This is a genomic window from Blautia sp. HCP28S3_G10, assembly GCF_052065235.1.
GTDB lineage: Bacteria > Bacillota > Clostridia > Lachnospirales > Lachnospiraceae > Blautia_A.
In genome coordinates, this window is the sequence record NZ_JBQHUL010000041.1 from 1 (window position 1) to 21,931 (window position 21,931).

Here is a 21,931-nt window from a genome sequence, read left to right on the forward strand (position 1 = left end):
TTGCCATAACCTATCCTCCGTAATTGTAGTGAAATAGTCTAAATATCTTTCGCCTGCAATTATAGAGGAAATCAGAGTATTAGAAAATCCGCAGGAATATTTGGCGCTTACCAAATAACTCTTCAAAAATATCAGCTTTCTTACCTGTAGCATTTTCTAATTCATCTTTGAGATCATGTAAATATTTCATCCAAGGTCTACTAATTTCAAGCAAATAAACATTTTCCTTGTCTGATTCTTCCATTTTCCTAACGATAAAATTTTCACTTTCTAATCTCACTCAGTCGTCACCTCCAAATTTGTCGCACATTCTTTATCTTTCATATATCATACTTTATCAATCAGCAGATAAAATATGGTCGCATACCAGGCGACATTAAAAAAAAGAGAGACTACCACCACGGTAATCCCTCTCATTATTGTGATCCAGCATTGTTTTTCAAACTCTACAAAATCATGCAAGCTCAACCCCTTTCTCTTTACTGTCTTTTCCCTGCTGTTTCGCAATAATCTCTTTGTTGATTTTCAATCGTTCATGGATAGACTTTCTTTCCTTTGTATCCGATACTTTAGTAGCTGCGGAACGGGAACTTTTATCAACCTCAACTTTTTCCGGTTGGCTCCTTTCCCCCTGTACTGTTGATTTTGCAGCTCCTTCCACCTTTTCTGGTGCTTTTTCTTCCAAACTACAGAAGCTCTGCAAATATGGCAGCACATGTTCCTGCATATCTGTAAGGTCTGCTATATATGCTTGAAAAGCTTCATCCCCCTTTGCTTTCTGGTAATTCAGCCAGCTTTCATCCGTCAGTTTCATCTCATTCTGATTTTTCAACTGGCTGACGATACCTCCATGACCATCCCCGATATTGATTTTTCCTTTTAATTCCTTCATTCGGTTATCATCCGGATAATAAATGGTAAAATACATCTGAACGGTTTTCTCCGGCACTCCTGTTTTGGGATCCAGACAGGAAGATAAATCTGCATCCATTTCAGCTGTCGTCTTATCCAGACTTTCCAGTTTCTGATACCCGGATATCTTCATATCCTTATCCTCACAGAAATTGACATGGACTACGGGGACTGCTGTTTCCGGTATTTCCGGCTGGTATGCCTTCAGCTTTTCCAAAAGTTCTGCTGCTCTTCCTGATTCTTCACATTCTTCTTCCACAACATCCTTTAAAAACGACATATATATGTGGGCATTGCCGCATCTCAATTCCAATGCTACAGTTTCCACCATATCTTCCTCTGGGCTAAAATTATCACGATAATCATACGGATCAAAATCTTCTGCCAGCTCATTCAGTGCCACAGCCAGTTCATCCGCTGTCATTTTCTCCGGATAATAATGGACTTCGATCTCTTTTGGTGGATAATACCGGAAGTCGGGAAATGCATCCACAATCTTTTCTAAAGCCTCGTGTACTATGGAAAGTGATGCCATAAACGCCACCTGATCCAGATTGTCTCCATGAATGGATTTTCCGGTAACCAATGACACTTCCGCCTCATCATAAAATGTATCATTAGAATCCCGATAGATAATTCCCATCCCATTTCCGAAATAGCTTAAAGACGGGTCATCAATGATTTCCCGGTATTTTGCAAGGATTTCTTCCAGATTCTCACTTTTATAGAAATTAGCCATATTATGGTATTCGTCACATTCTGCAGCATAATACTCCAGATACGGCTCTTTCTTCGGTGGCAAGTTGTTAAGGACGTTATCAATCATATTGTAATTTGCCTCTTCCAGTTCCTCCACTTTTGCCAGTGGTTTATATGCCACTCTGGCTTCCTGCATGATCTCTGCTTCTACTTCCTCTACCTTTTCCTGCAACTCGTCGTAATCGACAGGTATCCTTTCCAACTGTTCCAGTCCTTCATCCTCTAAAATATCCTGAATAGCCTGGCTCATAGAAATATCTGGATCATCTAAGACACCTCCATCCATGAGTTTGTATTCCTTATCATAAAAGGAATAATCATATCCTTCTGTTGCCACCTGGATGGCGAAATACTGATCGCCTATCTGAAATGCCACTTCCTCTTTATCAAGTTGTGGTTCCAAATGTAAAAAATCCGGTAATTCACGGAAGCTGATGCTGTCTACAAAATAGGCTTTTACATCTCCATTTTCATTCAGGACTACAATATCACTGACAGATAAGGAATGCCCAGTATAATCTGCCGGATGTGCAATATTAAACTTCTCATACATAGACTCCAGAGTATCGCCATCATGCAGTTCATCCGAATAAATCAACTTGTAATCCTCTTTTTTTACTTGATATCCATGACGTTCAATAAAATCCATATCCATAAATTCATATTCCCTGCCCGGACTTTCATCTATGATCTGATATATTCCATATCGGTTCTCACTCTCCAGCAGAAGTTTTGCTTCTTTCAGTGACCGGATCTGCGGATATTCCTGCATCCGTTGCTCCAGTTTCCTGATACGTTCCACATCTTCTCTCTCCATCTGATAATGCTCCGGTCCTCGTTCAATTTCCATACGTTCCCGTACCGCAATCGGACTTGGAAAAGTGGTAATCAGATATACCTTCTCCCCGGCATCATACATTTTTAATGCTTCTTCTTTATCCAGATCTGTCATCGGCTCCTTATAAAATCCCATTTCTTCATAATCTCTTTCACCGTCCTGTTCCAACATCCTCTGCCATGCCTCTTTTTCAATCCCAAAGAGACCTTCATGCCCCAAAATCATTTCCTGGCTGGCATATTCTCCATGGGTACCATCCGGCTGCAGGCAATACACTTTTTCCCCGACACGATGCTGTTCCAATGCCGCCTCCTGCCGTAAAGGGAACATATCATCTGCAATATATCCATATCCCTTTAATTCAGCCATACCTACCGAACGATCTGGAAAACTGTCAATTTCATCCCTGGCATCCCAAAGAGTCTCATTTATCTTCTCTTCATCTGATGTTCGGACAGCAAAAGCAAGATTCCTGACCATCTGTCTGATATTGTAATCATCCCCGATCATAGTCGCATATTCTAAAACCTGTTCTTTCTGTTCCTCTGTAAATACGATATTTTCCCGCTGTTCTGCCCGTTCCATCAGTCTCTGGGCATAATCCCGGACTTCTTTTTCTGCCGATATCATGTTTTTATTCATTGCCATATGCCGTTCCTCCTAAATTCTTCTGGCAAGCACGATCAGCCTGCCGTTGGTACTAGAATATTCACAGGTAGATAAAGAAAGCAGCTCATCATCCTCCCTAACGGTAACACCCGTCGGATATAGCTGATAAGCTGCCATCTTCTGTAAATAATCCATCTGTTGTTTTCGTGTTTCTTTGTGTAAATAATTATAATAATCACCGCTGTTTGCAACATTCGTTACATACACAGCTGCTACTTCATATTGGTATTTCTGGTCTTTCAAATACAAAGTAATTTCATTGTGGGCAAGGTAATACTCTTCTTTTTTATATCCATTTAATTGCTTGAACATACTTCCATCTTTCATTTGGTGACCGTAAATGATCAAATGCTCCTGCTCTCCGGCAATGTCATTTCGGTAATCCAGCATCAAAGTCCCACAGATAGCGTACTTTTTCTGAAAATCATGATGAAGATAAAATTCATTATCCGTTCCCTGCACTACCGGATAACTGATATCTGTACCATCTATTTTCAGCCATCCAATACAGTCTTCATTTTCCTCCAACAATGCCTGATAATCAAAATCATCTACTTCTCTCCCCGCCTCTTCCTGAGAAGAACCTGCCTCCTCATCGTCTGTATCTTTATCCGGAAATGCAGTTTCTTCCACCTGCCAGTAATTTTCCCTGTTTTCATAAGAATCCAGCCAGTAATCCAACAGGTATTTCCCACAGAGCACAGTGACAATCAGAAATACCACTACCATCAGTTTCTCAACTTTCTTCACATCGCACCTCCTTCCGGGCATGAAAAAACCGGCAGATATTTCACTGCCGGCAAATATGCGCTCTCAATATAAAGTTCCTACATATCTCCCATCTTCCAGATGCATATAACATTCGTTAATCTCCGGGGATTCCATCATCTGCAGAACATATTCCATTCCTGTGGCAAGTTCCTTTTTCTTAAACTCTTCCATCGGAACCCAGTAGATGCTCCCCTCCTCAGAGCTTTGTAATGTTCCTGAATACTTATCTGCTTTATAGAGAAAGATCACATTATGAATCCCGGATTTCATCCAATGATATACACCACAAAACAACGGTTTTTCAATCGTAAGTCCAGTTTCTTCCTGTACTTCACGGATAATGGAATCTGTGAAAATTTCACCTTTTTCCACATGTCCTCCAGGAAATGTTGTTCCGGTGTAACTGTCATTTACCTTATCCAATGCAAGCACATTTCCGTTTCCATCCTGCACCATGCACATATTCATAAAACAGACCGTTTCCGTTTTCTTCTCTTCGTATTGATTGAGAGTTCGTTTCACACGCTTGTTAATATCTGCCCTCTTTTTCTTATAGTGTTTCACAACTTCTCCATAAGGAACCCAGATATCCGCATCTACAATCCGATCATAGACTTTTGAAACCACATCCTCGATATGTTTATCTCCGGGGAATGTGTAATATTTTTCATAATAAGCCTTTGTCTCCAGATACATCCACTCTGCTATTTTATCTTTCTGCTTCAGTTTAAGCTGGGAATATCTCTTATCCATCTGAATCAGTTTTCCATCTATCATTTTATGATTTTCACGGGACAACGGAACCACCTCCCCTTTCATCAGTTTACGTTGTTAAAATATAACTCCTATCAGTTATGAATGTCATGTGACAATTTGATAAGATGGAATTTGATATTTTTCATTTTATATCAATTCATTCTTTAGTTGCATGATTCTATTTTCTATCTCGTTTATTGTTATCTTAAATTCATCATCCGATTTTCCAGTAGGATCTTCCAGTTCCCAATTATCATCGAATGCTCTTCCAATAAAAGGACAGCCCACATTACATCCCATAGAAATTGCTATATCTGGATCAGGAATATCGGTAATCAGCTTCGAATACTGGGTCTGTTCCATATCAATCCCATATAGTTCTTTCATAAGCCTAACTGCATCTTGGTTGATTTTTGCTTTCGTCTCTGTACCAGCAGAATATGATTCAAATACATCTGCCGCCAAGTGATTCCCCAAAGCTTCCGCAATCTGACTACGACAGGAATTATGAACACAAATAAAAGCCACTTTTTTCTTTGCCTTAGTGTGAAATGGACATTCTTTTTGCAAACATTGATTATTGAGATGTGAACGAGAACACATCACTTGATTTAAACTCATTTCTACACCTAACTTTTCTCTTGTGAAATGAACTGCTTCAATAATTGCAAGATATGAATCCCTTTTACAGCAACGTGGTCCTCCATTTTTACCTATCGCTTCCAATGCTTTTGCTGTGATTTGATTAGAAAGCCCCCATGCCTCCGTTGCCAGTGGTGTTGACTTTAATGCAATAGAAAGGTACATTCCAGTACTAATGCCCGCTCCGCAGGCACCCCAAAAACCACAAGCACCACCTGGGACTTGCTTCCCTCTTTTCTGCATTTCATAAAGTGCAGTTTTTAAATCTATCTGTCCACCTGCATTTTTATAGGCTGTCAAAAGTGCAGAGCCGACCATTGTGTGATGTTCTGGACCGTGCATATGGCAAGAAGGTATGCACATCATTTCTTCCAAAAGTTCAATAGGATTTTTTGATTTGCTATTGAAACATATAGAAAGAACCTCATCCATTCCGCTTGTATGACACTCGTCACAAACAAAATGTCCATTTATACATCTCGTCTTACTACTTTGTTTTTTATGGCAAAGTTCACACTCCATAATTATATCAGAGTCACGATATTCCAATGGAGCTTTGCAGATCAAACATTCTTCGTTCATTCTACTCACCTCATCAAATTGAATTTTGCTAATTTCTAGGGGCACATCCCCGTGCCCCCTATTTTACACCTAACACCCTTTCTTGTATATCCAAAGATTATCCGATACAAGACTCTGCTGTTCTGGCTGCCGGTTCTGTTACATCATGATTCCGGCTATTTTCTTTGAAAGCAGAGATCCTGTCATGGAGAGATTGATGTTCTTCTTTTTCATCCTGTTCCTCTGCCTCATCCTTCGTATCTTCTCTTTCATCCATATTCAGAAGGGCATTCAGTTCAGATAGACGTTCCAGTTTTTCACTCAGCTCCGTCTCTTTCGGGAATGGCTTTTTCACCTCTTCCATGGCATTTTTCAGCTGTCCCTGTACGGTTTCCAGCTTTTGTTCTGCTTCTGCCAGTTTCTGCGGGATTGCTTCTAATGCATTATTAATCCTGATGATATTACCATTCTCATCGGAGCCAAGGCTGACACGATACACGTTCTCATTTTTCAGGGAAAGAATAAATTCCTTACTCCAAGAGTCAAACTTCAATCGGATGGAAAATCCCTGGTACTGACCTACATTGATCATGGCATCGACCTGTTTCATGGACTGGCAGACGGAAAGCAAGGCTGCTCCCGCTTCTTTCTTCTCATGGAAGGTCGTGCCGCCGATCTCCATCACAAACTGCTCCGGATCTGTAATCTTATTCGCCTGATATTTTTCAATATCTGCCTGATAGCCTCCGATACTCTCCCGAAGTACTGCGATCTGCTGTGGATATCCCTTTGCAATATCATCTTCCAAACGGTAATGGTTGCTCACAAAGTTTGCTTTTAACAGTTTCAGTTTCGATACTTCCACATCCAACTCCATTTTCTCCTTGATCGCCGGATTACCGGTGGACAGTGCCTTCACTTCCGCATAGGACAATGCAGTATCGTCCACATCCTCGCAGATTCTGACCGGGGATTTGCTGGTCATAATCTGGGAAATAAACCTCTGCTTACTCTCAATCAGCTGCCACATGTAACTGTCGAAGGTTCCTTCTGTTACATACCGGAAAATATGCACTTTCTTATTCACATTACCCTGACGGATGATACGACCTTCCCTCTGTTCCAGATCGGACGGTTTCCATCCCACATCCAGATGATGCAAGGCAATCAGGCGATCCTGCACATTGGTTCCAGCTCCCATTTTAGCGGTGGAACCTAACAGGAAACGTACCTGCCCATCCCTTACTTTTTTAAATAATTCCGTCTTCTTTACATCCGTGTTTGCATCATGGATAAAAGCGATCTCCTGTTCCGGCACACCTTTTGCCATCAGTTTTCGTTTGAATTCATGGTAGACATCATCAAAAATATCTGCCTCCTCTTTCTTTCCGTCAATCTCCACCATGGTCTTACCCACAGCTCTTGGTGTGGACAGATCACAAAATACTAACTGAGCGGAACGTTGCGGCGTAGTCTGCTTCCATATTTCATAACATTTGCTGACACAGGCATTCACCTTGCTTCCCTCATCATCCGGCAGCATGGGATTGACCAGACGCTGATCCAGTGCCAGCTTTCTTCCATCATTGGTTACTTTCAGCATATTATCAACAGAGGAATCCACGTCTCCACGCCGGATAACTTCCGCACGTTCCCCAAGGCTCGCCACGATGTCTTTCTGATACTCTGATGGCTTTAATACCACGGTTTCATACTCAACTTCCGGCACAGGAAGATCCAGTTGATCTGCTGTTTTAATATCAGCAATCTCCTTGAACATGCTCATCAGTTCCGGGAGATTGTAAAATCTGGCAAATCTGGATTTGGAACGGTAACCGGTGCCTTCCGGAGCCAGTTCGATGCTGGTCACTACTTCCCCGAATGTGGATGCCCAGGAGTCAAAATGCCCCAGCCCCATCCGGTTCAGTTTATCGTACTGCAGATAACGCTGCATCGTATAAAGTTCCGTCATACTGTTGCTGACCGGTGTACCCGTCGCAAAGGTAACGCCTTTTCCCCCGGTGATCTCATCCAGATACTGGCATTTGTTGAACATATCTGCGGATTTCTGTGCTTCGTTCTGGGCAATGCCTGCCACATTCCTCATTTTCGTATAGAAAAAGGCATTTTTATAATAATGGGCTTCATCCACATATAAGCGGTCAACCCCCAGTTCTTCAAACGTAACCACATCATCCTTTTTCTCTTTGTTTTCCAGCTTTTCCAAACGCCTGCGGAGACCTTTCTTTGTCTTCTCCAGCTGTTTGACTGTATAACGGCTGCCGTCACTTTCCATCTTTGCTTCCTGGATGCCTGCCTCCAGCTCTGCGATCTGGTTTTCAATCGCCATCCTCTGACGTTCATCCGATAAAGGAATCCTTTCAAACTGGGAATGCCCGATGATAACCGCATCATAGTTTCCCATTGCGATCCTTGCACAGAATTTCTTGCGGTTTGCCGGTTCAAAATCCTTCTTTGTCGCCACAAGGATATTTGCCCCCGGATAAAGCTGTAAAAACTCAGCTCCCCACTGTTCTGTCAGATGGTTGGGCACTACAAACAGGCTTTTCTGTGCAAGACCAAGACGTTTGCTCTCCATCGCTGCTGCTACCATCTCATAAGTCTTTCCGCTTCCCACCACATGGGCCAGCAGGACATTATCGCCATAAAGCTGATGGGCAACCGCATTCTTCTGATGCGGGCGAAGCTCGATTTCGGGGTTCATTCCCGGAAAGGTTAAATGGCTTCCGTCATATTCCCTTGGACGGATCGAATTGAAACGTTCATTGTAAATCTGACACAGGCTCTGCCTGCGTTCCTGATCCTTGAAAATCCAGTCCTTAAATGCCTCTTTAATAGCATCCTGCTTCTGGGTTGCCAGCATCGTCTCCTTTTTGTTCAGAACCCGGATCTCATTTCCCTCTGCATCTTCCATGCGATCATAGATACGGATATCTTTTAAATTCAGGGTCTCTTCCAGAATCTTATAGGCATTCATCCTGCTTGTACCATACGTTGCTGTGGTCAGAACATTCCGGTCACTGTCCGCATTTTTCCCGCTGATATTCCATGCGCCGCTGGCTTCTGAATAGCGGACATCAATCACCCTTCCTACCAGATACGACGGGGTATCAAATAATTCTTCCATAAAATCACGGTAGATTTCCGGAGCAATCCAGGTGGCTCCGATCCGGACTTCAATCTCCGATGCATCCAGATCCACTGGCTGTACCTGTTCCAGGGCTTTCACATTGCTGGCATATTCCGGATGGTTTTCAGCAAAGATTCTTGCTGTTTTCAGCTTCTCCCGGACATTACCGGAAAGATATTCATCCGCATTTTCCCACTGCCCGTTTACCGGATTCTGAAAGATTACCCCAGTCAGTTCTTCGGTTACTTTCTCTTCTGTTTTTCCCGTCAGTTCCGACATATAGGGCAGATCGACCTTTGCTTTTTCATTCAGAGAAATGGTTAGGGCTTCCAATGATGTTTCCACGCTGGTCACAGCAACCGCTTTCTTAATTGTCCGCTTGGTGAACATATCTGCTTTCTGTTTTAAAGTACCATCTTCATTTAATTCTTCCAGAGAACAGAGCAGACAATAAGAAGAGTCATCAGAGAATGCCCGTTTGTTTGCATTGCTTCCGATGACTCCATACTTTTCCGTATAATTGTCATAGACTTCATTTAATTTTACCTGGAGTTTCTGGATGTCCTTCTCTGTGGCAGTTTCCTCCATCTGCAGGGCGATCAATTCCCGCACAACTTCACGGATTTCTACCATGCCTTTCACACGTTCTGCCGTTGTCGCTGGCAGTTTTACCGGATTCATCAGGGAATTTACACGATAGTAGATCTGATCATCCACCACAGTAAAACTGTAATTACGCACATCCGGGTCTGCCGGAATACTTTCCACAATCTCATCCAGTTCGGTTTCCGCTGTCACTGCCGGCACCATGGAACCATAGATCCTTGCCACAGCATCTTCCAACTGTTCCGCCAGATCAGCCCCTTCCATCGGGAGACAAGTGGTTTCTTTTCCATAAGGACCGGACACCTCTGCCATCGTTCCAAGTATCATTTCCGGATGGGACACAAAATACTGATTGACGGTGATTCCATTAGAATCCGCTCCAAGTGATACCCATTCCGGTTCTTCCAAAGAGATGCTCTCCCGTTTCTGGAAAAACAGGATATCTGCACTGACTTCGGTTCCGGCATTTGCTTTAAACGCATTATTGGGAAGACGGATCGCCCCCAGAAGCTCTGCACGTTCCGCCAGATACTTCCGCACCTCTGGTGAGGCTTTATCCATCGTACCCTTTGTGGTGATCAGAGCAGCTACCCCGCCCGGTCTTAACTGGTCAATGGTCTTCGCCAGAAAATAATCATGAATCATGAAATTGTATTTATCATACTGACGGTCATTCACCTTATACGCTCCAAAAGGTACATTTCCAATCGCAACATCGAAAAAGTCATTGGGATAATCCGTCTTTTCAAAGCCTTTGATCTGGATATTGGCATTAGGATATAACAGTTTTGCGATCCTTCCGCTGATACTGTCAAGTTCTACTCCATAAAGCCGGGACTGATGAAGTCCTTCCGGCAGCATCCCGAAAAAGTTCCCGACACCCATGGATGGCTCCAGGATATTCCCTTTTTCAAATCCCAGATTTTGAAGTACCCGGTACATACTCTCGATGATCACGGGCTGCGTATAATGGGCATTCAGAGTTGATTCCCTTGCCGCCGCATATTCTTCCGGAGTAAGCACCGATTTCAATTCCAGATACTCTGTCTCCCAGGAGATTTTTGTTTCATCAAAGGCATCAGGAAGTCCGCCCCATCCTACATAGCCGGATAAGATTTCCTGTTCTTCCGGTGTCGCATACCGATTTTCACTCTCGCACTTTTTCAGAAGCTGGATTGCCATAATGTTGGCACGGAATTTCTCTTTTGCGGTACCATAACCCAGCTGATCGTCCGTGATATGGAAATTGATGGGAGGGATTTCCATGGACAGCGCCTGTTCCCTTTGCTCATAATCATTCCATACACGTTCTGATATTTGTGGAAAATAAGAGGATTCATTTTCCATGATGCTGTATTGGACTTCCTTAAGGTCATTCAGATTTGCAGCATTTTCAATATCCTCATGATACCTGAAATACAGTTCTTCCCGCTCCAGTACCTGCTCTAGTTTTTCCAGTTCCGGTTGGGACATCTTTTCCCAAATATCGTCCTTTTCCGTATGGATCGTAAACCCTTCCCCGTCATCATGGTATTGCACCATATAATGCAGGATATCCTGCTCCCCACGGATCTCACAGGTAAAGTCATACTCCGTTGTCCTGATTCCTGGCGAATACTGGCGGTTTACTAAAACCAGATTCTGCACATCTTCTGCCTTCAGTTGCTGCTCCACTTCTTCAGGCGTAACTTCCACATTCTCCTGCGTATGCTCTTCCACATTTTCTTCCGGAATTTCCTCTGCTTCCAGCGACTGCTTCACTTCTTCCATATCGGCAAGTCTCTGGGCTTCCTGACGTTCTTCGTACTTTTCCAGTTCTTCCGGTGAAAGAAAATCATCCATCCGGATCAGCTGCCTTGTCCGTGCTGCCGCCTGTTTCCATTTGACCAGTGTTGTCAGGCTTGGGTTGGTGATTTCCCCTTTCTTTAACCGGATTCCCTTTGCATCGTGCCATTCATCTGATTTGTCACATCCCATGATCCCCGGTGTGCATCCGCCATCTCCATATTCATGCTTCAAAAAATCAGCAGCTTCCTTCTCATCATGGTGCGCCATGAAATACTCATAAATCCGGTTTCTTCCTCCTTCTATATTTCCGCCCCTGCGCAGCACAGAATCAATCTCATCCTGCGTAATGAATGCGATTTCCGGAGGTGTTATCATTTCCTCCTGCCTTCTCCAGTCAAGTGTCCTGCCAAGGTCGTACACCCTTTGCTTGTAAATTGGGTTGTTTCGGATCTGATAACGCATATAGTTTTCCGGATGGCGTTCCATATCTTTCTCCAGATCCACAAGCATCTGATAATATTCCCTTGTCATTTCCGGATCATCTAACCCTGAGCGCATCCTTTCCGTTGTGTCATTATGGCTATAAATACCTTGAATGGCACCCGTATCCCGAAAATGCAGAGCTAATACATTAGAAAGTTCATCACATTCCACTTTGATGGAATTTAACATAACTACATTGGAAACATAAGTTCCGGCATCATACATATCCCGGAGACGGTCTGCCGCCTCTTCCCATGTAACCATGCGGTCATAATTGCGTCTTGCAGAGTCACCACGCCGGATACGCATCCCGTCACCATCATACCAGACACTGTACTTCTGGCCGGAAAACTCAAATCCTTTCCCGCCGGTACCATACTCCTGGATCAAAAAGCTCCGCAGATCCTCATGGTCAAGTCCTTCGACCAGTTTTGCAGTGATATGGAAAAGTGTATTACTCCGTCCACTTCCAGTACGCAGCACATCATCCACAATCTCATCTGAAATAAAAAAAGCGGCTGGCTGTTCCAATGCAGCTGCCGCTTTCCTGATCTCTCCTAACTGTTCTTCCTCTGTGGGAAACAGGCTTAATTGTATATAGTTTCCTGCACCACTAGTTCCTCTGCCTGCGCCCGGATCCTGTTCATGTGCTGTGTCCATGCCATACTGTCTGCCGCTTTCTCCGGCGCCGGATTTTTCTCCAGAAGCTGTGCGGTCAGATTTTCCACTTTCTGTCTGGTTTCTCTGTCCACTTCCATCAAATGGCTGTCCAGCCGGTTCTGCAGTACCAGGATGTTGAACCTGGCTTTCTTGTGGTTTCTCAGATATTCCTTCCTCATCATCCCGTATTTCCCGATGTTCCCTCTGGTCTCCTCCAGTTGAATATCCGGGATCAGATAATCCCCGTTCCTGCTGTAAGTGATCTCTCTCATGCCCTGTTTCCTCCTTGTTTTCTTCTATCTCTGTTTCTATGGTATTTTCTTCGCTTTCACGAATTAACGTGTTAAATTCATTATAGACCACTTCCGATTCTTTTGCAACCGTTTTCCTGTCATTTTCCAGATCCATAAGGACATACCGTCCAAGCTGCATCAAAATGGGGCGGCTGATCTCATTGACTGCCGTGCCAAGGTGTCCAAGCACACGCAGGTCATTAAAATCTGTAATATGGCGCAGACTGTCTGCGGAAAGGTATTCCTCCGGATCCAGTCCGCTCCGTTTCATCAGGACATACCATACGCTGTCTGTCATAAGGTCACGAAACTCCACTTCCTGGTTCTGTTCGTCCAGTTCTTCCAGAAATGTTCCCTGTACATCCAGTTTCAATTCATCAAAAGCATCCGGGAGCCACTCCCTTACACTTTCCCGTGCCGCCTGATGCAGTGTTCCTGCAAGACCACTATTGTCTTCTTCCAATCCATACTGGCTTATCAGGTAATCAGATACCAAAGAACGGTCTTCCGCCTGCAGTACCCATAATGCCGGATCTTTTCCAAGGTTACGCACCTTGTATGTGTCCGATATATCAAACACATAGCGGAGACGGTTTTTCGGTCCGGAAGTATAATCAATCAGGGCAATTCCTTTCGATCCTTTCTTAATCCAACGGTACATCCGTTTATTCCATACTTCCATGGAAGCCACCGCTGTTGCCTCCGGTCGCTGGGCGAAGATCAGCAGCTGCTCATCAAACGTATATTTATATAACCGGGATGCGGTATCCAAAAACCTCATCCATTCTTCCGGTTTTGCAGCTACATCTTTTGCCACTTCTTCCGTCAGCTGTTCCATGGCATATAACTTATTTGCCATACCTGTTTATCCTCCTCTCATTCAATCAATGTTTCCTGTTTTCTCTTTACACCAGAAGATTTCTGACTGGATGCAATCTTTTTCCGGTTTTCTTCCAGAGACTTCTTTATGGATTTTTTCTCTGTTTTTTTATATCCGTAATTCTCTGCTTCCTTTTCCGCTACTTTTAGATCCACATCATTTAAATCCACGGAATAATGAATCTGTTCCATAGGAAGTATCTTTTTTTCCCGAAAGGAATAATAAGACTGGTTGCCACCAAGAATGATATGATCCACTACAGGAACACCCGCTAACATACAAAGTTGTTGCATTCTCCCAGTAATGGCGATGTCATCCTTTGACGGCTCCAGACTGCCACTTGGATGGTTATGAAACAGAAGAATCGATGCTGCGTTTGACAAAAATGCCGCCTTCAACACTTCCCTGGGATGCACCAATGACTGGTTCAAAGTTCCCATACTGATTATCGTCATGTTAATAGGGACATTATCACTCCGAAGATTTACCACACCAACAACTTCCCGGTCATAATCCTGAAAAGCATCTCCAAGTATCCTTACTGCATCTTCCGGTGAAGATATTTCTTCATCACTAAGGAGCGGTGCTTCCTTTACAAGACGCACCGCCACCTGATCAAGTCCAAATTTTTTACTCACTATCAGATGCCCCTTTCCGTAATGGGATTTTCAGGATAAATTCCTTCTCTTTTTGAGCCTCCAGACATTTCCGGATAAACTGGGCAAATGATTTTCTGGTTTCTTCTTTCATTTCTTTTCCCATCACTCGTTTTCCTCCATAACATTTGCAATACGTTCCATTTCCCGTACAAGGGATGGAAAATCATAACTGTTTCTGGCTTTTCCAATCTGGTCAATCAGAAACTCAGGTACATTGTTGATTGCTTCTGCTATCAATGCTTTTGCTCTTAAATCCAAAATGGTCAAAAGATCCTGCAGGCTGAATTCATCTTCAAATACGTACTGATATCTCATCAATTCGGCTTCAAGAGCATCTGGTTCCAATCGTTTTTCAAATTTTTCCCTTACATCATTTCCATAAAAACACCATTCCATCTTATACTCATCCTTTCCCAAAAGAATGAGCTGCCATACCGGCAGCCCATCCCCTGCTAAACTTTATTTTCTTACATCACCAGAGCAGTATCTCTTGTCTTACCCTGTGGTTTTCCCAGAATGTCGCCGGATTTGATCTCCTCTTTTGCCTTTTCGAGCTTTCCATGAAGCCCGTTTTTTCCTGCAGATTTTTCAATCACCGCCGCTTTTTCTCTTTCCATTCTTGCTTCCCGCTTTTCTGCATTTTCCATGACAGCAGTTTTACCATCACAAAACTGTACCTTATCCGAAAGGATATCTTCCTGAGAAACTTCTGTTGCATTGACTTCTTTTACCATAGCATTCAGGGTTTTTACATCAAAATCCCCATTGTCCGGTACGAGAAGGGTTTCATGCATGGAAGACGGAAGGACATAAAAATCACCCTTCATAAACTCTCCGACTTGTTTCCGGATATCTTCATGCAGGATCAGGGAAGCAGCATTCAGCTTTGATTCATTTGTCAGGCAAAACATAGGAAGCATAAACATATTTACATCCTGTTCCCCGTTCAGCAGATTCTCTGCCTTTCCTCCGAATACACCTGTTTCGATAAGCTCCTCCGTGGAATATAAAGCCGGTCCTCTATTTTTGTCCGCTGCCATAGCATCCTTATGGAGCGTATCTACATCCACGTTCCATGCCTCCAGAAGATTCTTTGTAACCGCAGTGGAAGCAATACCATCCTCATTTTCTGAGAGATTAGCAGTATAATATGCCGCAAAATCTCCATGCATGGTCACGACTTTGTCAGCCAGCCATTCCTGGTTCTTCTCCGGATCACAGATGCGTACCTGAAGCTTATTTTTTATATTGCCATAATCCATAATACGATTCACATCAACACTTAAATCCGTATCCATATTTTCGATCCAGATATCAGCCACGTCGCCCACACAGGAATCCAGGTTCTTCCCGTTGCAGTATTCCTGATAAAAGGAATCCAGATAGATCGTTGGTGTGATATTTGTTTCCTCTACAGGAATAACCACTCCTGTCAGCGTTAGCCCGTTCTTTTTGGTCACTTCCTGCAACTGCACCTGTGCATCTGCAAATTTCTCCGGCAAATAATCGGTCACATTATTTTTTACATATTCAAAAAAATCTTTTCTGTTCATCATACGCATTTACCCCCTTCTGATCATGTGCTGGTTCATTCTCTTTTTGTTGACAGCCTGCTCCGCTTTTTTCTGGTAAGCCATCATTCTCTTAAATGTTTTCTCCTGCATTTCTCTTCCTGTCTTCACATTATTCATTGCTCTCTTCATAATTTTTACCTGTCCTTTCATGATTTTTGCTATGATAAAAGGGAGCCCTAATGTAAGGCTCCCTGCTCATATAAGGTTGCTATTTTCTTTTTCTCTTTCTTCTGACGATCAGAAGTCCTGCAATTCCACTGATGGAAACTGCCATCAGTACCATCGGCAGCCAGAGATTGGTCTCATCCCCAGTCTTTGGATTACCGGCTGACGGAGTTCCTTCCGTATTCTCCGGAACTTCCGACATCTCATTTGTCAGGTCAAAAGTCACCTCTACAATCGGGGTACTGTCATCCACATAGGTGAACACCACCTCATGCTCGGTATTATCCAGTGCGTAACCGTCCAGTGTCTTGGTTTCCACCAAATAATATTTCTTTTCGCTGTCAAATTTGCCATCTTTGTACTCTGCGATCTCATACAGGCTGCTTTCTGCGTGTCCGGCAGCATCTGTCTTTAAGGTCTCAAGCGCCTTTCCTTCGTTGTCACGAAGCTCAAATTCCACACCCTTCAGCGGTTCTCCAGTTTCCTTATCCGTCTTATTCAGGATAACTTTACCCTTTGCGGTGTCATCCTTCATAGTAACAGTCTGGATCTCTCCGGTATCTTCCACTTCAAAGGTAACATCTGCTGTCAGGATAAATCCTTTCGGTGCCTGTTCCTCCCTAAGTGTGTATCTGCCAATCGGCAGCTTCTCCACATAATGCGGCTCCTCGGTGGAAGTCCAGCTTTCTACTACCTGGTCATTTTCATCCAGAATCGTCAGCTTCGCCCCCGGAACCTCATGGTCTCCGGTAATGTCCGTTTTGCTGATCTGCACCTTTGTCACATCATCCTTCATTTCATGCTTCTGGATATCCGCAGCATTCTCAATAGTAAATTCGATACTCTCTGCCGTTACATATCCATCCGCCGGTTTGGTTTCTGTCATCGTGTAAGTCTTACCGACTACCAGCTCTTTAATTACATGAGCTTCTTCCGTGGATACCCATGCATCCACAACATTGCCATCCTCATCGGTCACTTCCAGATGAGCACCGGGAAGTTCTTCCCCTGTAGTCAGGTCAGATTTTGTCAGTTCCACGGTTGTTGCCTCATTTTCAAACGTAAAATCATAGCTTACTTCTGCCTGATCAGCACCGGCATATTCAAATGTGAAATCCTGTTCCTCATTGTCGGTCACAAAACCATCCGGAGCATAAAGTTCTTTCACATAGTAGTTTCCGTCTACCGGAAGGTCTGCTGTAAAGGTAATCTGTCCATTCTCATCCGTTGTCTTCAGCTCGATCAGGGCATCTGCTTCCATCAGCACATCCCCGCTGGCATTTTTGATATCTTCTCTTGTAAACAATCCGAAGACACCGCCTGCCAGTACACGCTCTGTATCTTTTTCCTTTTTGAGGACGGTCACTTTGACTTTCTGGCGATTATTCTGCCATGCTTCATCATACGTTACCACCGGAGTATCCTGGTCACGGTAACTTAAATCCACATATCTCGGCTCCCCATCCAGCACATATCCATGGGCAGTTTCTGCCTCTTTCACATAGTATTTTCCAACCGGAAGGTCACTAAGCTGTGCAATACCATTTGTGTCTGTCGTGATCGTTCCTACCAGTTCATCTGCCTTGAAGTAATCTTCACTGACACCGTCTGCCGCCTTGATATCCTCCGCCGCATACACGTTAAAGGTAACTTCGGTAAGGCTGCCGGTGATATACTCAAACAGATGCTCCACAGTGCCTTTTGCGTTATCCAGCAGTGTCACTTTATCCAGGAATTCACCCTTTTTGTTGATGATCAAAAGCCCGGTCGGCACTTCATCCTTCATCTCCACTTTCTGAATATCCCCATTGTCTTCGATGGTAAATTCCACATCCGTTGCTTTCAGGTATCCATACGGTGCAAATTCTTCACGTAATGTATAAGTCTCACCGACTACCAGACGTTTGATCACATGCGGAGCATCTTTTACGGAAGTCCATTCATCCACAATATTACCGTCTTTATCCAGCACTTTCAGGCTGGCACCATCCAGTTCTGTTCCCGTGGTAATATCGGATTTTGTGATCTCTACTGTTGTCGGCTGGTTCTTTTTCACAGACTTTAATACAACGGTTTCCACATCCTGTCCCTGATAGGATGCATCAAAGTTCAGTACTTCATTGGAAGATACATAACCTGCCGGAGCTTTCAGCTCTTTTACATAGTAACTGCCAAGAGGAAGATCCAGGGTACAAGCTGCCTGCCCTTTTTCATCAGAAGTCATTTTCTGAAGCAGAGTGTCCGCCTCTACGATCACTTTTCCATCTGCGATAATATCCTCTTTGTTGTAGATACCAAACACAGCACCTTCTACAACTGCTCCATTTTCCGCATCCTGTTTTTCAACAGTAATGGCTACTTTCTGTCTTTCATCCCCAATGGTCACTTCCTGCTCTACTACAGGAGTCTCCTGCCCTTCATAGATAAAGACAACTTCTGCAGCTTCCGGATTTAATACAAATCCGTCCGGGGCTGTCTTTTCTACCACTTTGTATGCACCAAGCGGAAGATTTTCAGCAACTGCCTTTCCATCTTCCCCCGTTGTAATGGTAGTTACCAGTGTATCTTTCGCATAGACTACGATACGGTTTCCATCGTCATCTTTCTGGTAATCCGGAGAATAGATATCCTCTGCCGCATACACTTCAAAAACGGCATCTTTCAGGAAACGTTCCTCATAAATAAAGTCCTTTTTAAATCCGGTCGGCATCTCACCTTTTTTATAAACTGTCAGCTTGCCCTTTACCGGATGGTTCTCATAAGGCACTTCAATCACCAGATCGCCACTGACGGAATCTTCCTGATAAGCAGTATTGGAATCCACTGCAATCTCCACATAGTTCTTATTCAGGGTATATCCATCTGGAGCTGTTACTTCTTCGATTCTGTAATTTCCAATCTTCAAATTATTTGGAAGAATCAGATATCCATTCGCATCGGTAAAATAGGATTTGTGTACTTTTGTAGAAGGATAAGTAGTCACCTGTTCCACGTATTTCTGATGATCCAGGTCATATACTTTGAATTCTGTATTTGCCAGAAGCACGCTTCTCTTTGTTTCATCATCTTTTTTGATGATTTTCAGCTTTGCCTCAAATTCATTATCCAGAAGCACACGCCATACCTGCGGATCATTTGGATGATTTTCACTAATCGTTACGAGAAAATCATCCACCGGTTCATAATTGTGCTTTTCGGTTGTCTCCCTTACCACATAGGTTCCATACGGAAGCGGGATGCTGCAGGCATACCCTTTTTTATCAGTAAACATCTCTGTTTTTCCATCCGAAGTAAGCACGACTGGATTTGCGGAAGAGAAATCATAAGAGCCATCTGCCTTTACTTTCAGGTCACTTACCAGCCATGCGGAGAAACCGACACCTTCCAAAAGGTCTGCATCTGTTTTCCCGTTATTGGCGGCTTTGATAATCTGGAATGGCTGCTTGATCACATCCTCTTTGGAGATTGCTTTTCTTTCTACTGCCGGTACATTGGCACCTTCATAAGAACAGTCCACATCATGTTCTTCCTGATCTAACAAGTATCCTGCCGGCGGAGTCAGCTCTTTCAGATAATATTTGCCAAGATACAGATTGGAGACAGAAGCCTGTCCATTCTTATCTGTAGTCAGTGTCGTGATCTGTGTTCCCTTCTTATACAGGACACCTGTTTTTCCGTCCGGATGAACAATGTCCTCACGGGCAAATAATCCATAAACAGCACCTTCCAGTGTTGCATCACCCTGAGGTTCATTTCCTGTTTCAGAATCCTGCTTATACAAGGAAATCGTTGCTGTCACTCGTTTATCGGTAACATTCTGGTTCGTTGTTTTTCCGATTTTCAGAGTGACGTTATATGCTTTTGCATCAATCGTATAGCCTGTCGGAACTGAAATCTCCTTCAAATATACAACTTCCTGTGTCTTCTCCAGTGTTACCTTAGAAGCACCATTGGCATCCGTTGCCGGCATCTGTTTGATCAGTTTTGTACATGCAGCATCGCTGTAAATACCATAGACCGCACCTGCCAGAGTATTGGATGTCTCACTGTCTTTTTTCACGATGGAAACGTAACATTCCTTTGTCCAGGTTACTTTGAAATCCACATATTTTTCATTTCCGACACCTTCCCCAAATACCAGGGCAAGATCCTGTGTAGAGGAACCGGTTGTAATCTTGTAAGCAGAATACTCTTTGTCAATGCTTCCTCGCATCTTTGTGGAAAAGGAAGCACTCACATCCTCCGCCTGAGATAATGGAGCGGTAAGATAGAATTTTGTTCCACCACTAATCTCAACACTTGCTCCTGCAGAACTGGTTTTTCCGGTAGTCATGTTCACAAGTTTTACTCCCTGCGGAAGATTAAAAGTAATCGTCTGCAGCTCATCTGCTTTAAATGTGATCGTTTTTGTTCTCTGGATATTTCCTTCCACATAGGCTTTCACATCTGCATCTGAAAAACTCATATCTACATCCGGGATATCCGGCATATTGACGCAGTAATTATAAAGTTCCATTGCCAGGGAACGACCCGTTGCATTTGTTCCGGAATCCCAGTCACTGGATCCATTGGCATAAGCTGCCGCAAGGTGTGTGATAATGAATCTTTTTCCAGTAGAGAAATCCGGATGTTTTTCATCAAAGAATCCATTTTCATCACTGGCTTTTGTTCCGTAATAGCATACCTTCGCTAACGTCTTTCCATCCGATAATTTGGAGATGGAATAAGTTCCGTCATCCGGTCCATTCTTAGAAGGCTGCACACAATATGCAGTTGCTTTGATTCCACCCCAGGACACATAATAAGGTGCTGTAATGTAGGAACCTAATCCATAATCTGCATAATGATACCAGCTTCCTCTTGTAATGGAGACTGACTGGCTTCCTGTACTTGCAGCTGCTAAGAGCATCGGCATTTCAAAGGTAACGGTTTCCCCAATTTCCAGTTCCTCTAAAGCAATTCCCTGATTCACAGCCTCCTCCATTACTTCGGAAAGAGTTGTACCGGTTTCCGGATCCACCGTTTCCTGATCTTCGGTTGCTTCGATCTCCGCATCAAATTCTTCCGCAGTAATCTCTTCACCAATCACCTCTGATTCTGATTCAGACTCATGGATCATTTCATCGGTTTCTGTCTCCTGCTCTGTAACAGTTTCTGTCTCAAAAACTTCACTCTCTTCCACAGTAAAACTCTGCGAGTCTGCCTCCCCATCATCGGATGCATCCTCTGTTTCATCGGAACCTGTCTGTTCTCCTCCGCCTTCCGATGCCGTCTGCATTTCTGTTTCCGCCTCTTTCACGATAAGATTCCGGCTGATCTGATACTTCGAATGTGCCTCATTGACCGGCTCTACATAGTAAACAGCTTTATAACTGTCTGCATGGTCTGTAGAGAAATCCTGTCCCTCATCATTCTTCGCTTCTTCAAAAGTGACTTTCACCTTTTTGTCATCTTCGATCTTAAGCCCGGTAAAATCACAGGTCACATCAAAGGATGTTCCCACTGTCATTTCATAATCCTCGGCTTTTACCACCTCATCCTCATCAAGCAGATCCTTCACTTCTTCATAAAGGGGCGGTTTTTCTTCCATTTTCGGCTCTGCCGCATAAGCTGTCATAGGCGATAACACCGTAGATAACAGCGTGAGCCCTGCCAGAAATCCGGATACCAGTTTCCTCAAATTTCCTGTTTTTCTCATAGATTGTGTCCTCTCTTTCATTTTTTATTGTAAAAATAAACAGACAGCACATGGCTGCCTGCTTCT

12 protein-coding genes and 1 pseudogene are annotated in these 21,931 nt (G+C 43.6%); all 13 read right to left on the minus strand.

Annotated features, from left to right (window positions below; translation table 11 throughout):
- Nucleotides 1–79: 79 nt before the first annotated feature.
- The 13 genes and pseudogenes from ACTNB8_RS13915 to ACTNB8_RS13975 all read right to left on the minus strand — a co-directional run bounded on the left by ACTNB8_RS13915 (nt 80) and on the right by ACTNB8_RS13975 (nt 21,865).
- Nucleotides 80–280 carry a hypothetical protein gene (locus tag ACTNB8_RS13915; RefSeq protein WP_441055656.1) on the minus strand — a complete coding sequence of 67 codons (201 nt, stop codon included), beginning with the start codon at nt 278–280 and terminating at the stop codon, nt 80–82.
- Nucleotides 281–454: 174 nt separating this feature from the next.
- Complete coding sequence (locus tag ACTNB8_RS13920) at nt 455–3,157, minus strand: YodL domain-containing protein (RefSeq protein WP_441055657.1); 2,703 nt, start codon at nt 3,155–3,157, stop codon at nt 455–457.
- A gap of 12 nt (nt 3,158–3,169) precedes the next feature.
- Complete coding sequence (gene srtB / locus ACTNB8_RS13925; protein ID WP_441055659.1) at nt 3,170–3,928, minus strand: class B sortase; 759 nt, start codon at nt 3,926–3,928, stop codon at nt 3,170–3,172.
- A gap of 63 nt (nt 3,929–3,991) precedes the next feature.
- Nucleotides 3,992–4,747, minus strand: coding sequence for an 8-oxo-dGTP diphosphatase (locus ACTNB8_RS13930; RefSeq protein WP_441055661.1), 756 nt, complete (start codon nt 4,745–4,747; stop codon nt 3,992–3,994).
- Between the two features lie 105 nt (nt 4,748–4,852).
- Nucleotides 4,853–5,275, minus strand: coding sequence for an arsenate reductase ArsC (locus ACTNB8_RS13935; RefSeq protein WP_441055683.1), 423 nt, complete (start codon nt 5,273–5,275; stop codon nt 4,853–4,855).
- Nucleotides 5,264–5,929: pseudogene (locus ACTNB8_RS13940) on the minus strand (DUF5714 domain-containing protein); the annotation flags it as partial. The gene ACTNB8_RS13935 and the pseudogene ACTNB8_RS13940, both read right to left, overlap by 12 nt.
- Nucleotides 5,930–6,026: 97 nt before the next feature.
- Nucleotides 6,027–13,748, minus strand: a complete 7,722-nt coding sequence (locus ACTNB8_RS13945) for a DEAD/DEAH box helicase family protein (RefSeq protein WP_441055663.1) — start codon at nt 13,746–13,748, stop codon at nt 6,027–6,029.
- A gap of 17 nt (nt 13,749–13,765) precedes the next feature.
- Nucleotides 13,766–14,407, minus strand: a complete 642-nt coding sequence (locus tag ACTNB8_RS13950) for a JAB domain-containing protein (RefSeq protein ID WP_441055664.1) — start codon at nt 14,405–14,407, stop codon at nt 13,766–13,768.
- Nucleotides 14,400–14,531 carry a hypothetical protein gene (locus ACTNB8_RS13955; RefSeq protein ID WP_441055666.1) on the minus strand — a complete coding sequence of 44 codons (132 nt, stop codon included), beginning with the start codon at nt 14,529–14,531 and terminating at the stop codon, nt 14,400–14,402. Before ACTNB8_RS13955 ends, ACTNB8_RS13950 begins: the two co-directional genes overlap by 8 nt.
- Nucleotides 14,531–14,824: an HrcA family transcriptional regulator gene (locus tag ACTNB8_RS13960; RefSeq protein WP_441055667.1), complete on the minus strand. Its 294-nt coding sequence runs from the start codon at nt 14,822–14,824 to the stop codon at nt 14,531–14,533. Before ACTNB8_RS13960 ends, ACTNB8_RS13955 begins: the two co-directional genes overlap by 1 nt.
- A gap of 71 nt (nt 14,825–14,895) precedes the next feature.
- Nucleotides 14,896–15,984 carry a DUF5688 family protein gene (locus tag ACTNB8_RS13965; protein ID WP_441055669.1) on the minus strand — a complete coding sequence of 363 codons (1,089 nt, stop codon included), beginning with the start codon at nt 15,982–15,984 and terminating at the stop codon, nt 14,896–14,898.
- Between the two features lie 6 nt (nt 15,985–15,990).
- Nucleotides 15,991–16,131 (minus strand): hypothetical protein, encoded by a 141-nt coding sequence (locus ACTNB8_RS13970; protein ID WP_441055671.1) that lies wholly within the window; start codon nt 16,129–16,131, stop codon nt 15,991–15,993.
- Nucleotides 16,132–16,210: 79 nt separating this feature from the next.
- Nucleotides 16,211–21,865, minus strand: a complete 5,655-nt coding sequence (locus ACTNB8_RS13975; protein WP_441055673.1) for a SpaA isopeptide-forming pilin-related protein — start codon at nt 21,863–21,865, stop codon at nt 16,211–16,213.
- Nucleotides 21,866–21,931 lie beyond the last annotated feature (66 nt).